Origin of the sequence: Coprococcus sp. RTP21281st1_F1_RTP21281_210402 (assembly GCF_040915325.1) — a bacterium.
In the GTDB taxonomy this organism is placed as follows: Bacteria; Bacillota; Clostridia; order Lachnospirales; family Lachnospiraceae; genus Coprococcus; species Coprococcus aceti.
The window spans coordinates 249,326-263,479 of sequence record NZ_JBCPDQ010000005.1 but is presented as its reverse complement, the minus strand read 5'-3'; the positions used below and the strand labels follow the sequence as shown (position 1 = coordinate 263,479).

Annotated in this window: 11 protein-coding genes; all 11 read right to left on the bottom strand. The window is 46.1% G+C overall.

Features of this window, described 5'->3' with window-relative positions:
• Window positions 1–197: 197 nt before the first annotated feature.
• A complete protein-coding gene (locus AB5150_RS09085; protein WP_368291718.1) occupies window positions 198–1,958 on the bottom strand; it encodes an ABC transporter ATP-binding protein in 1,761 nt (586 codons plus the stop codon).
• Complete coding sequence (locus AB5150_RS09080) at window positions 1,951–3,687, bottom strand: ABC transporter ATP-binding protein (protein WP_015533160.1); 1,737 nt, start codon at window positions 3,685–3,687, stop codon at window positions 1,951–1,953. Before AB5150_RS09080 ends, AB5150_RS09085 begins: the two co-directional genes overlap by 8 nt.
• A 187-nt stretch (window positions 3,688–3,874) precedes the next feature.
• A complete protein-coding gene (locus AB5150_RS09075; RefSeq protein ID WP_015533161.1) occupies window positions 3,875–4,624 on the bottom strand; it encodes a YebC/PmpR family DNA-binding transcriptional regulator in 750 nt (249 codons plus the stop codon).
• Window positions 4,625–4,670: 46 nt separating this feature from the next.
• A complete protein-coding gene (locus AB5150_RS09070; RefSeq protein ID WP_015533162.1) occupies window positions 4,671–5,471 on the bottom strand; it encodes a hemolysin family protein in 801 nt (266 codons plus the stop codon).
• Between the two features lie 30 nt (window positions 5,472–5,501).
• The gene (locus tag AB5150_RS09065) at window positions 5,502–5,846 is read right to left on the bottom strand and encodes a type II toxin-antitoxin system PemK/MazF family toxin (protein ID WP_055144003.1); all 345 of its coding nucleotides are present in this window, start codon (window positions 5,844–5,846) and stop codon (window positions 5,502–5,504) included.
• A 103-nt stretch (window positions 5,847–5,949) separates the two neighbouring features.
• The gene (gene alr, locus AB5150_RS09060; protein ID WP_368291717.1) at window positions 5,950–7,122 is read right to left on the bottom strand and encodes an alanine racemase; all 1,173 of its coding nucleotides are present in this window, start codon (window positions 7,120–7,122) and stop codon (window positions 5,950–5,952) included.
• The gene (locus AB5150_RS09055; protein ID WP_368291716.1) at window positions 7,106–8,626 is read right to left on the bottom strand and encodes an NAD(P)H-hydrate dehydratase; all 1,521 of its coding nucleotides are present in this window, start codon (window positions 8,624–8,626) and stop codon (window positions 7,106–7,108) included. Before AB5150_RS09055 ends, alr begins: the two co-directional genes overlap by 17 nt.
• Before the next feature lie 88 nt (window positions 8,627–8,714).
• The gene (ftsZ, locus tag AB5150_RS09050; protein WP_022217215.1) at window positions 8,715–10,004 is read right to left on the bottom strand and encodes a cell division protein FtsZ; all 1,290 of its coding nucleotides are present in this window, start codon (window positions 10,002–10,004) and stop codon (window positions 8,715–8,717) included.
• Window positions 10,005–10,129: 125 nt separating this feature from the next.
• Complete coding sequence (locus AB5150_RS09045) at window positions 10,130–11,581, bottom strand: cell division protein FtsQ/DivIB (RefSeq protein ID WP_055279855.1); 1,452 nt, start codon at window positions 11,579–11,581, stop codon at window positions 10,130–10,132.
• A 24-nt stretch (window positions 11,582–11,605) separates the two neighbouring features.
• Window positions 11,606–12,718, bottom strand: coding sequence for an FtsW/RodA/SpoVE family cell cycle protein (locus AB5150_RS09040; RefSeq protein WP_242857255.1), 1,113 nt, complete (start codon window positions 12,716–12,718; stop codon window positions 11,606–11,608).
• A gap of 38 nt (window positions 12,719–12,756) precedes the next feature.
• Window positions 12,757–14,118, bottom strand: coding sequence for a UDP-N-acetylmuramoyl-L-alanine--D-glutamate ligase (gene murD, locus AB5150_RS09035; protein WP_055223901.1), 1,362 nt, complete (start codon window positions 14,116–14,118; stop codon window positions 12,757–12,759).
• Window positions 14,119–14,154: the final 36 nt, after the last annotated feature.

Sequence of the window (14,154 nt, the reverse complement as noted above, 5' to 3'; positions counted from 1 at the left end):
TTGTATACTCTCCGGTATATCTGCAAATATCCGCCCATATTATAACAGGCATTCCGCATACATTATATACACAAAGCCCGCCACTGGCAAGCGTTCGTGAAATATAACAGATAAATGCTTTAACCACCGTTAAAAAGGACTGTACCATGAGGTATACCTCAAAGCACAGCCCTTTTATATTTATGCATTTCTCTGTATTATCTTGCAAACTGGGAATTGTACAGATTTGTGTAGAAGCCGCCCTTTGCAAGCAGTGACTCGTGATTTCCCTGTTCGATGATGTGTCCGTCCTTCATGACGAGGATGACATCTGACTCCTTGATGGTTGACAGTCTGTGTGCAACCACGAAGCTTGTTCTGCCCTTCATCATCTTGGCAAACGCCCTCTGTATCCTTATCTCAGTTCTTGTATCTATAGATGATGTTGCCTCATCCAGTATGAGCATAGGTGGAAGATCAAGCATAACCCTTGTGATACATAGGAGCTGCTTCTGTCCCTGTGACAGATTGCCTCCGTCCTCTGTTATATATGTGTTATAGCCATCAGGAAGTCTCTTGATAAAGCTGTGTGCATGTGACTGCTTTGCAGCCTCGACGATCTCCTCATCCGTTGCGTCCGGTCTTCCGTATGCTATATTGTCCCTTATCGTGCCACTCTTAAGCCAGGTCTCCTGAAGTACCATTCCGTAATTGCCGCGGAGGCTCTTTCTTGTGACCTCTCTTATGTCATATCCATCCACGGATATGCTTCCGGCATCCACATCGTAGAATCTCATGAGCAGGTTGATGACTGTACTCTTACCACAGCCTGTAGGTCCCACTATTGCTATTCTCTGTCCGTTCTTCACGTTCAGATTGAGGTTCTTGATGAGCTCCACATCTTTGTTGTATGAGAAGTCAACATTCTTAAGGTCCACCTCACCGTGAACGTCTGTGAGCTCGTGTGCGCCAGCAGGCTCTGCAGCCTCTGGGTCCTCGTCTATAAGCTCAAACACTCTGGCAGCGGATGCCAGCGCGTTCTGAAGCTCTGTGACAACGCCTGATATCTCATTGAACGGCTTTGTATACTGATTTGCATAGCTCAGGAAACTTGTGAGCTGTCCAACTGATATAAAGCCCTTTATAGCTGTTATGGCACCTATGATTCCAACGCCTGTGTACACAAGGCTGTTGACAAATCTTGTACTAGGATTTGTTATCGATGAGAAGAATGTAGCCTGAAGTCCTGCCACATTAAGTCTTCCATTGACCTCCTGGAATCTGTCGCAGGTCTCATCCTCCATGGAGAATGCTGTGACTACCTTCTGGTTCTCAACCATCTCATTTACAAGGGATGTGAGCTCCCCCTTGATCTCAGCCTGCTTCCTGAACATACTGTATGTTCTCTTTGCTATGAATGACGCAACAAAGAGAGATACCGGAGTGATACATACGACCACAATGGCTATGATCCAGTTGATCGACAGCATGAAGCACAGTGTTCCTACTATAGTCATAACTCCTGTGAATAACTGTGTAAATCCCATCAGAAGTCCGTCTGAGAACTGGTCTACGTCAGCTATGATCCTGCTGACTATGTCTCCATGTGTATGTGAATCCACATATGAGAGCGGCAGGCTGCCAAGCTTCTCATATGCCTTTGTTCTTACATCATTAACCACCCTGTATGTGATCATGTTGTTGAGCACGTTCATAACCCACTGTGCAACAGCCGTTATAACGACCACAATCACAAGCTTTTCAAGCATTCCCTTAAGTCCTGTAAAATCTACTTTTCCCGGTCCAACGACCCTGTCAACTGCATGTCCCATGATGATAGGTGCATACAGTGTGAGCACGACCGATATGGCTGCACATATGAGAGACAGAACCACGAGGAACCTGTATCTCTTGATATACTTCAGTATTCTGAGTATCGTCTTTTTATTTACTGATTTATTCCCTTTATCTTTACTCATGAGACAGTTCCTCCTCCGAAAGCTGTGACTGACATATCTCCCTGTATATCTCACAGTTAGAAAGCAGCTGCCGATGGGTTCCTATCCCAGCTATCTGACCATCATCCATGACGATGATCTTATCCGAATTCATGATGGTCGACGCTCTCTGTGACACAAGGAATACAGTCATGCCCTTTGTCTTCTCCCTGATCGCTTTTCTGAGAGCCGCATCAGTTGCAAAATCTAGCGCCGATGCGCTGTCATCCAGTATCAGTATCTCAGGCTTTCTGACGACCGCTCTGGCTATGGTAAGCCTCTGCTTCTGTCCACCCGACAGGTTCTTGCCCCCCTGGGTGATCTTGAAGTATATTCCATTCTCCTTGCCGTCTACAAACTCCTTGGCCTGGGCTATCTCAAGCGCCTCGTCTATCTCTGCTTCAGTCGCATCCTGCTTGCCCCACCTGATATTGTCTGCTATTGTTCCGGCAAACAATACAGCCTTCTGCGGTACCACTCCGACCTTATGCCTGAGCTCGTCCAGGGTGTAGTCCTTTACGTCAACTCCGTCTATGCACACGCTTCCCTGGCTGGCATCGTAAAATCTTGGGATCATGTTTACAAGAGAACTCTTTCCTGAACCCGTACCGCCTATGATTCCCACAGTCTCGCCCGGTGCCACGTCAAATGTTATATCTGACAGGGAATCTGCTCCGGCCCCAGCATATCTGAGATTTGCATCCCTGAAGCTTACCTTTACAGCATTTGCCGGTGATCCTGCTGCCTTGCCTGATCCATCCGTTATGGATGGCTGCTGATCCATGACCGCATTTATTCTCTTTGCGCAGGCAACAGCCTTGGTGATCGTCACGATAAGGTTTGCGAGCTTGATGAGCTCGACGAGTATCTGTGACATATAGTTGACAAGTGCGACGACCTTTCCCTGTGTGATGATTCCCGCATCTGTCTGTCCCGCTGCGATCCAGATTATAGCTGCGGTTGAGAGATTGATTATCACATAAGTAACAGGATTCATGAACGCTGATATACGTCCTGCAAGGAGCTGGAACTTCATCAGGTCATCCGTGGACTTGTCAAACTCCTCAAATTCCTTGTCCTGTCTGTTGAAGGCTCTGATAACTCTCGCGCCCTCAAGTCCCTCACGGGTGAGCAGTGTGACTCTGTCCAGTCTGTTCTGCACCTTCTTGAACAGAGGTATGCTGAGTGCCATAACACCGAACACAACAATTGAAAGTGCCGGTATGGTCACCACAAATGTCATGGCCGACTTCACGTCGATGGTGAATGACATGATCATGGCACCGAACACTATGAACGGTGAACGGAGGAACAGTCTGAGCACCATGTTGACTCCTGTCTGTACCTGGTTCGTGTCACTGGTCATTCTCGTGAGCAGTGTGGATGTTCCTATGCTGTCGATCTCTGTGTATGAAAGTGATGTAATATGCCTGAACAGATCATTTCGAAGTGCTGTTCCAAATCCTGTAGCAGCCTTTGCCGAAAAATACTGGGCGGTGATAGAACACACCAGACCGATAATTCCCAAAAGTATCATGACGAGACACATCTTCACAACGTAGCTTATGTCACGCCCTGCTATACCGACATCGATTACATTTGCCATGACGATCGGGATAAGCAATTCAAATGTTGCCTCCAACATCTTAAAAAGCGGGGCAAGTATGGACTCTTTCTTATAGTCCTTAAGATATCTAAGTATTCCCTTCATCTCTTCTCCTAACAATACTCATTCCGTATATAACAGATACAGATACCATCCATGTCGTCATTACTCAAATAGAACTTCCACACCATATATAAGGTGCGGAAGTTCTATTTCAAACTATGCTGCAATGGCGCTGATCATCTGATTAATTGTCTGTTATCAATGTTATCATATCCCCTGCAATTATATATCAGTCCTCATCGTCCTCTTCCGGAAGATTTGCATTGTGATATACTGCCTGAACGTCATCGTCCTCCTCAAGCATATCTATAATCCTTGTGAACTTCTTGACAACCTCAGGATCGTCTATATCAACATAGTTCTGAGGTATCATTGTGAGCTCAGCCTCAGCCATCTTTATGCCTTCCTTCTCAAGGCTCTCTCTTACCTGCGAGAAATCCTCAGGTGCTGTGATGATCTCGTAGCTGTCATCCTCGTCTGAGAAATCCTCAGCTCCTGCATCCAGTGCCATCATCATGAGGTCGTCTGCATCTATATCACAGTCTTCCTTGGCAATGATGATCTGTCCCTTGTGATCAAACATATATGATACACAGCCTGTTGTACCTACGTTACCGCCACCCTTTGTGAAGCAGTTACGCACATTGGCTGCTGTTCTGTTCTTATTGTCCGTAAGAGTGTCTACTATGATGGCGGTACCGTTAGGACCGTAGCCTTCATATGTATTCACTACATAGTTTACTGAGTTTGCATCTCCTGCCGCTCTCTCGATACCACGCTTGATAGTATCGTTAGGCATGTTGTTTGCCTTTGCCTTGGCGATTACATCACGAAGCTTACTGTTGTTCTCAGGATTTGCTCCGCCTTCCTTTACTGCTACCACGATCTCCTTACCAATGATTGTGAAGATCTTACCCTTTGCTGCATCGTTCTTTTCCTTCTTGTGCTTGATGTTCGCAAATTTTGAATGTCCTGACATCGTTAATTCTCCTCTTTCTCTTGATTACTAGTTACGTATATTAACACTATTGCGGTGTTTTTTCAACCTTTGTGATCTTTACCTCATCGATCATGTTGTTATTTACCGACAGGGAAGTGAATCTGTAGTTCTGATACACTATCTCTATCTCCTCATCCGCATATGGAAGTCTCCCCAGCTCATACAGCAGAAATCCGTTCAGCGTCTGGAAGTCCTCGTCCGGGAATTCTATCCCCAGAACGTCACTCAGCTCATCCAGTTCAGCCTTACCACTGACTATGTACATATCGCCACGCTTCTTGATATCCTCGCTGGCGTCATCGTACTCGTCAAGTATGTTGCCGACTATCTCTTCCAGAATATCCTCCATGGTCACGATTCCCTCTGTCTGACCATACTCATCCACAACTATGACCATATGTATCTTTGCTGTCTGCATCCTGCGGAACAATTTTGCTATGTTGTACGTAGGATGTACAAATGTAGCCTCAACCATGATCTCAGCCAGTGATTTCGTCTTATCGCGCAGATATTCCTTCACAAAATCCTTGAAATAGATTATTCCAACTATGTTGTCAAGATCACCGTCATACACCGGATATCTTGAATAGTTATTCTCTATCATTATCTCCATGACTTCGTCCAGATCAGAGTTCTTGTCTATAGCCATGACGTTCAATCTGGCCGTCATCACATCTCTGCTCTCCTTGTCAGTGAACTCAAATATGTTTGTAATAAACTGGGCCTCAGAGTCCTCAATAAGTCCCTGCTCATTTCCCTCGTTCACCATGGATATGATCTCTTCTTCTACCTTTTCCTCTTCTGATTTTTTGTTAAAAATCTTCATATAATAGTCTGTATCACCTCATATATTATTTTATGCCAGTTCAAGACTTATCTTCAGAGCTTCATCAACGCGCCTCAGCACATCAGCGTCAACGTGACACACCTTTTCTTTCAGGCGCTGTTTGTCTATAGTCCTGAGCTGTTCCAACAATATGACGGAATCCTTCGCTATATCACAGCTTGAAGAATCAAGCATGATATGTGTTGGAAGTTTTGGCCTCTTCATCTTGCTGGTTATCGCAGCTATTATGACCGTGGAACTGTGTCTGTTCCCAGCCTCATTCTGAACTACTATAACAGGTCGTATGCCTCCCTGCTCCGATCCAACCACCGGTCTTAGATCCGCGTAATAAATATCCCCACGTCTGATCACCAATTCTGTTCACCCCACAAATACTTTCATTGAATGTGGCTATATACTTATATAGTATGTATTCCACTCTAAAAAAAGTATTGCCCATGACAGTACCGGTTATTCGTTAATCCAGAAGATAGTTTACCTGTCCAAGCTCTCTGCCGTCCCTTATGTATGTTCTCGGAACTCGTCTTGATATGTTACATACCAGCTCGTAATTAAAGCTGTTGGCAGGCGCTGCCACCTCCTCGACAGTTACCTCTCTGTCTCCATCCTGTCCGATGAGAGTTACGTCATCTCTTACTTTTACACCATCAATGTGGCTCACGTCAACCATGAACTGATCCATGCACACCCTTCCGATGATCGGAGCATACTCTCCATGGATGATAACTCTGCCTATATTGGACTGTGCTCTTGGGTATCCATCGGCATATCCTGCCGACACCGTCGCAACCTTTATATCATGATCCGCTATATAGGACCATCCATATCCTATACCTGTTCCGGCTTTTACGTCCTTCACAAATATAACCTTGGACATAAGTATCATAGCAGGTTTCAAAGCCGCTATATTCTTATCTACCTCATCTGATGGATAAAGTCCGTATGTGACTATTCCCGATCTGACCATATCAAAATCCGAATTGTCCATCTCCATGATACCCGCACTGTTAGATATATGTCTTACAGGTATGTGTATTCCAAGTGCCTCAAGCTGGCTGTTTATCCACCTGAACTTCTCAAGTTGACCATTTGCAGCGGTCTTGTCGAGTTCATCAGCCTTTGCGTAATGGGTAAATATCCCCTCTATCTCTATGCCCGGCATCTGACTGATCTTTTCTATGTTCTTCACGCCATCTTCATCACATGTGAATCCGATTCTTCCCATGCCTGTATCGACCTTGATATGGATCTTTGCCTTTGTATTCATGCTCACCGCCAGATCCGAGAGCTTCTGTGCATCGTCCACCTCATACATGGCAGGTCTAACATCATATCTGATAATCAGTTCGTAATCCGAGGGATCTGTGTAGCCCAGTATCAATATGGGCTTATCTATATTTGCTCTTCTGAGCTCCAAAGCCTCATCGATGAATGCCACTGCAAAGAAATCCACCAGATCATCAAGTGCCTCTGCCACCTCGACAGCGCCGTGTCCATAGGCGTCTGCCTTTATGACCGCCAGCATCTTCTTATCACCGTCTATAAGCCTCTTCATAGCCATGATATTATCCCTTATATTGTCAAGATTTATCACAGCCTGCACTCTGTTAAAGTTACTGTTGTCCATCATGTTCTGCTCCTTTTATAACCTCCGATATAGCGCTCACTATATCCCTGGCTATCATTGCATTTCTTCCTCTGTGCTCTGCCGCCATATCTCCTGCCAACCCATGTATATATACTCCCAGCTTCGCAGCCTCATACGCACCAAGTCCGGTGCAGACAAGCCCAGCTATTATCCCGGCAAGCACATCCCCTGCCCCCGCAGTTGACATACCGTTATTACCGGATGTGTTTATGTACACATCCCTGCCGTCACTTACGCATGTTCTGGCATCTTTCAGCGCACTTACAACATTATACTCCATCGAAAAGTCTTTGCACACCTCTAATATATTCTTTTTTATATCCGGTATGGCGGCGCCTGTAAGTCTTGACATCTCTCCTATATGTGGCGTTACGATCACCGGTCCTCTGTGTCTTCCAAGAATATCGGGCTTTTCGGATATTATGTTCAAGGCATCCGCATCCGCGATCACGGTCTGCACGGCCTCGCACATAATATATTCCACCATGCTCCTTGCCGCATCGCCTTTTCCTATACCAGGACCGATCAGTATGGCATCCGACCACTCCACGGCATCCCTTGCACACTGCTCCGCTTCATCTTTGTTGCTATAGCACATAAGCACTGCCTCAGGAATTCTTACTCCTGCTATCTCCTTGTTGTCGATATGTGTGTATATCTTCACAAGCCCTGTTCCCATCCTGTATGCAGCCTCCGCCGCAAATGTCATGGCACCAGACATGTCTCTACTTCCAGCTATCACCGCAAGCTTTCCATATGTTCCCTTATTTGATGAATCACTCCGTCCCGGAAGCATGCACAGATCGTCTCTGTTGTAGGAATATGCCACCGGGTGTACTCTGTCCACTTCAGCCTGTGCAAATCCTATGTCTCTCACAACGACCTCTCCGCTTATCTCGCAGCCGGGATAAAATATCAGCCCTCTTTTATTCAGTCCAAATGTGACCGTCATACCTGCCTTGAATGCACATCCCATGATCTGCCCCGTGCTGGCATCCACACCTGACGGGGTATCTATGGCAACCTTAAAGCCGCCAAGTCCGTTCATCGTCTCTATGGTCTCTCTCCATATTCCCGCCACATCACGCTTGAGTCCGACGCCAAATATTCCGTCCACAACCACATCGTAATCACTGTCAATGATGTGATCCGTCACCTGTATGCCGATTTTTTTCGCTATTTCAAGCTGATATGAAAAGCTGTCGCTTACTCTCGATATTCCATTTATATAACAGACATGGACAATATCTCCCTGCTGGTACAGGAGTCTCGCAAGAGCCAGTCCGTCCCCGCCGTTATTGCCGCCTTCAACAACCACAAGGCACTTTAATTTTCTGTCCGCGTTTATAGACTTCAGTCTGGAATTTATCTCCTCCAGCACGGTGATCGCAGCTCTCTCCATAAGCAGGATCCCTGGCACACCATTTTCCTCTATGGTCAGCCTGTCTATCTCCTGCATCTCTGTTCGGTCTGCAACATAAAACATATTTCTGCCTCCTTATTGAAGAAAACGGATAATTTCTCTCGAAATTACCCGTTTTATACTTACCTATAAAAATCTTCCGATCTCTTCCTTATCTCTTCTTGAGGAAATCAGGAATCTTGATACTCTCTGTCTTTGGTCTTGACACATGTGCCGGCTCAACTGGTGTTGATGTTACAGGTGTCTGCTGTGCTGGTGTCACAGGTGCTGTGTATGCTGGCTTTGCTGCCGGAGCAGTCTCAGTTGTCTGACCGCCGAGGAACGATGGTCTTGTGCTTGTCTGAGTGCTGTGTGTTCCAAGACTCTGGCCTGCATATGTAGCAGTCTTTGGCTCTGCAGCAGGTGTTGTTGTAACTGCTGGCTTAGGTGTGGTCATTGTTCCCATAGGAGATGCAGTACCTGCATATCTTGCGGTGACATCGCTCTCGCCTGATCTCTCAAGACCTGTAGCAATGATCGTGATGCTTATATCCTCACCCATGTTGTCATTGTCAACTGTACCGAAGATGATGTTGACTCCATCTCCAGCCTGCTCTGTAAGATATGTAACAGCATCATAAGCCTCAACGATACCAATGTTACCTGAGAAGTTTACGATGATATCTGTTGCACCTGAAACGGTTGTCTCAAGAAGTGGTGAATCCATAGCCTCCTTGATGGCGTCAACAGCCTTGTTCTCTCCGCTTGCTGAACCTATACCGATATGAGCGATACCCTTATCTCTCATAACTGTCTGTATATCTGCAAAGTCAAGGTTAATAAGACCCGGCTTATTGATAAGGTCTGTAACACCCTGAACACCCTGCTGAAGTACCTGATCTGCCTTCTTCAGCGCATCAGGAATACTTGTTCTCTTATCACAGATCTGAAGGAGCTTGTCGTTAGGGATAACAATAAGTGTATCCACATTCTCCTTAAGTCTCTCTATACCTTCGATCGCGTTTCTCATACGAGGCTTACCCTCAAAACCAAATGGCTTTGTGACAACTCCGACTGTGAGGATACCAAGGTTACGTGCCATCTCTGCAACGACAGGGGCAGCGCCTGTTCCTGTTCCACCACCCATACCACATGTTACGAATACCATGTTGGCGTCCTTGATGATGTCTACGATCTCTTCTCTATTCTCCTCTACAGCGCTGGCACCGATCTCAGGCTTTGCACCAGCACCAAGACCCTTGGTAAGTTTCTCACCTATCTGGATCTTTGTTGTAGCTCTGCTGAGTGAAAGAGCCTGCTTATCTGTATTGATAGCGATAAGTTCCACTCCCTCAACATTCTCATCGATCATTCTGTTAACAGCATTGTTACCTGCACCGCCGACACCAATTACAAGAATCCTTGCCGGTGTTCTCTCGTCATTTGATTTTATCTCAAGCACGGTTGCATCCTCCTTATATACTTATTCTTTATCCATCAATCATTGTCATCTGCTCAAAAGCTGACCGTTTTATCGCATTAGTACCTATATAATACGATTTTTTATATCATTACGCAAGAAATTTTTTATTTATTTTCTTTAAAGATAACGTTCCTCTGCGATTCACTGTAATTCGACATATCAAGAGTTCCCTTTTTACCCTTCACGCTCTCAAGTATGCTCTCAAGATTCATGAATTTCGTCTCCAGGTTTTCACCGTCGCCGATCCTGATCTTTATTCCATCCTTGTGAAGTATGAGATTCTGATCTGTGTCATAAGTAATCTTGTCTATCTGTATTCCGCTCTTGTAAATGAGCTGTGTCATAGTCAGTATCTCCTGGAAGAATCCCGAATCGCCGACATCAAGCTTCTTTCCCTGCTCCACGCTGTCACTTGTAAGTCCCTCTATACAAGGAACATCATCAAGCTTTGCATCGGATATCTCGAGCACGATACCGTCGCCATCAAAATATGCATACTGATCGTTGTACTTTATGCAGCCCGCCATGGCCTTCTCGTACACCGTGATCTCTACTGAATTCCTGTTCACATATGTGACGTCTATCTTATCTATAAAGGTTACATCCTGGGCAGGATTCAGTCTGCTCTCAAGTATAAACAGCAGCGTATTGCCATAATTCTTACCGCCGGTCACGATATCGACCATCTGTTGGTCAGTGTAGTGATCAGTTCCGGTCACTTTTATGGACTTCAATTTATAACATGTACGTATGTATACAAACGCTATAGCACACAGCACCACCAGAATGAGAAGTATCTTGAGAACTATCTTGAATATCCTTGCTGCCTTCTCACGTCTCGCCTTTCTTCTGGCAAGTTTCTCCGCCTGCAGCTTCTTCTTTCTCTCTATCTCCTCCGGGGTAAGCTTTCTGCGCTCTTTTTTGCGTTTTTTCTTGTTCTTCTTTTTTGCAGCAACCGCCTGATCTTGCTTACGCCTGCGTCTCTCCTCGGATCTGCGTTTTTCTGCATCCTCTCTGCGCATCCGGTCATCCGGTCTGCGACGCTCTCCATCCTGTCTCCTGCGCACCTGCTCATCAGATCTGCGACGCTCTCCATCCTGTCTCCTGCGCACCTGCTCATCAGATCTGCGGTGCTCTCCATCTGGTCTCCTGCGCACCTGTTCGTCAGATCTGCGGCGCTCTCCGTCTGGTCTTCTGCGCACCCGCTCGTCAGATCTGCGACGCTCTGCGTCTGGTCTTCTGCGCGCCTGTTCGCCTGTTCTGCGGTGCTCCCCATCAGGCCTTCTGCGCGCCTGTTCGCCTGTTCTGCGGTGCTCCCCATCAGGCCTTCTTCGTGTCTGCTCATCCGTCCTGCGGCGCATATCTCCGTCTGCTCTCCGCTGTCCATTGCGGCTATCTGTCTGCTGTCTTCTCTTATCAACCGGAACCTTGACCCTTCCGTCGAGGCGTTTTCCGGTCATGACATCCACATAGCCGCTTTCACGTCTGGTTTGCGCAACATCAACATTTCTGCTCATTCTATTTTTATTAACATTTCGTCTATTGTTGTTTTCCATTCAAATCTTCCTTTAAAGGATCTGTCATATGTCTGTTTCGTCATACGAAATTCCTCTGGATACGGACATCACTATCCCCATCTCCATCAGAATGAAAATTATCGAACTTCCGCCATAACTGACAAATGGCATCGGCACACCTGTCGGCGGAATGGTATTCGTGACAACACTCACATTTATCAGCAGTTGGACCGCCACATGTGCCATCACTCCCGCTGTGAGCATGCTTCCAAATCTGTCTCTGGCATTCATGGCCGTCACAGCCATCCGCCTAAGTAATATAAGAAAAATGATAAGTATAAATGCCGCTCCGACAATTCCGAGCTCCTCACACACGACTGAGAATATCATATCATTATGTGACTCCGGAATAAACCCCATCTTTTGGACACTTCTCCCAAAGCCCACTCCAAACAGTCCACCGGAACCAACGGCATATAACGACTGAACCGTCTGATAGCCATCTGCGTAATTTTCAGGATCAAGCCATATCTTGACTCTGTTCGCCCTGTAGCCTGCGAACATTATGAAAAGCACACTCCCGACAACACCAAATATACCGATCAGAACAAAATGTCTGACCCTGGGGCTTCCCACAAACAATATTACAAAAAGGATTGCAAAACAGATTATAGCCGTGCTGAGATTCTCCACACCGATCAGGGCTATGGTGATCACGGGCAGGATCATTACCTTTATAAGGCAGCCCGGTCTGCACAGATTTTTGCTCTCCACGGCAGCCCTCGCCGAGGTGTAGATTATGATCGCCGTCTTGGCATATTCTGATGGCTGAAATCCTATAGGTCCAATATATATCCATCTTGCTGACCCATGGCTGGCCGTTCCTATTATCAGCACCACCACCTGAAGAACAAGTGATGACAGCAAAATGACCGCAGACAGCCTGAGCAGCCGCCTGTAGTCATATCTTGACACTATGTACATGGCGAGGATCGCCAGCAACATATAAAGTGCCTGTCTTTTAAAAAAGTACATCTGATCTCCGTACAGGTCGTACGCCCTGTAACTGCTCGTACTGTATATCATGGCAAGCCCAAATATCAGAATCATCCCCAGCGCCAGGAGCATGGTCACATCCACATATCCTCCCGGACACCGTTTTCGTGCATCTCTCACTCTATCTTCTGAAACCTCAGGACCTCCATGCAATCAGATCACTCCTTATAGCTTCTTACATACTCCTTGAACATATCGCCTCTCTGCTCGTAGTTGTCAAACTGTCCCCAGCTTGCACATGCAGGTGAGAGAAGCACCGCATCTCCGTCAACCGCATTCTCATGGCAATATGCTACCGCATCCTGAAGATTCTCCTCAAATATAATTGAGTTAAATCCATGTCTCTTGGCACAGTCAGCTATCTTCTGCGCAGTCTGGCCTATGAGAACGAGCCACTTTACCTTGCCGTCAAACGCCTCTATCCACTCGTCGTACTCAGAACCCTTGTCATAGCCTCCACCTATGAGGAATGTAGGAGCCACCATGGCCTGTATTCCCTTTATGGCTGCATCAGGGTTTGTTCCCTTTGAATCATTGTAGTATGCGACACCATCGATGGTGTCAACATATTCTATTCTATGAGCAACAGCCTTGAATGATGTTGCAACATCTCTGATAACATCAACAGGGACTCCCATATAATATGATATTCCAACTGCTGCCAGAACATTCTCAACATTGTGAGCTCCCATGAGCTTAAGATCCTTAATGGCAAGTACATTGATCTTCTTATCGCCATCCTCGAGGATGATATCCCCATCCTCTACATATACTCCACCGGCCGGCTTCTCCAGTCTGCTGAAATATACTACATGGCAATGATCCTTTGCCTTCTCTCCCATGGCGCGTGTATGCTCATCATCATAGTTGAGGACTGTCACATCATCCATGGTCTGATTCTTTGTTATTGAAAACTTTACATTTCCATAATTCTCAAATGTATAGTGCCTGTTCAGATGATCCGGAGTCAGGTTGAGTATTGCACTGACATTCGGATGAAAATCTATAACCGTCTCAAGCTGGAAACTGCTTATCTCTGCAACTGTATCTGAATCATCGTCTGTTGTGTCGCACAGCTCTGTGTAAGGTATTCCAATATTTCCCACAACGATGGTCTTGGCATTGTGTGCCTTGACTATCTCTCCCACAAGGGCTGTAGTTGTAGTCTTGCCGTTTGTTCCTGTTATGGCTGCTATCTTACCCTTACCATAATGGTATGCCAGCTCTATCTCACTCCAGATAGGTATTCCCGCATTTCTCACCACATCTGTAAATGGCGCATCAACAGGGATTCCCGGACTGATGACCATGAGCTGTGATGATGAGAGGGCATCCTCTCCAAGCTCACCGAGTTCTATCTGAACAAGCTCTGAATCGCCTGTCTTCTCCTTTATCGCCTCTATATCTCTGTCCTTGTTCTCATCGAACAGATAAACCTTTACTCCATGATTTACCAGAAGCTTGGTTGCACTGATTCCACTCTTTCCTGTTCCTGCTACTATCGCTGTATTGATCTCCATATCATTTCACCATGGTGCACCACTGCACCATTTTCT

Coding starts and splice junctions, on each gene's coding strand:
- AB5150_RS09085 (WP_368291718.1), bottom strand. CDS start 1,958: ATGAGTAAAGATAAAGGGAATAAATCAGTAAATAAAAAGACGATACTC.
- AB5150_RS09080 (WP_015533160.1), bottom strand. CDS start 3,687: ATGAAGGGAATACTTAGATATCTTAAGGACTATAAGAAAGAGTCCATA.
- AB5150_RS09075 (WP_015533161.1), bottom strand. CDS start 4,624: ATGTCAGGACATTCAAAATTTGCGAACATCAAGCACAAGAAGGAAAAG.
- AB5150_RS09070 (WP_015533162.1), bottom strand. CDS start 5,471: ATGAAGATTTTTAACAAAAAATCAGAAGAGGAAAAGGTAGAAGAAGAG.
- alr (WP_368291717.1), bottom strand. CDS start 7,122: ATGATGGACAACAGTAACTTTAACAGAGTGCAGGCTGTGATAAATCTT.
- AB5150_RS09055 (WP_368291716.1), bottom strand. CDS start 8,626: ATGTTTTATGTTGCAGACCGAACAGAGATGCAGGAGATAGACAGGCTG.
- AB5150_RS09045 (WP_055279855.1), bottom strand. CDS start 11,581: ATGGAAAACAACAATAGACGAAATGTTAATAAAAATAGAATGAGCAGA.
- murD (WP_055223901.1), bottom strand. CDS start 14,118: ATGGAGATCAATACAGCGATAGTAGCAGGAACAGGAAAGAGTGGAATC.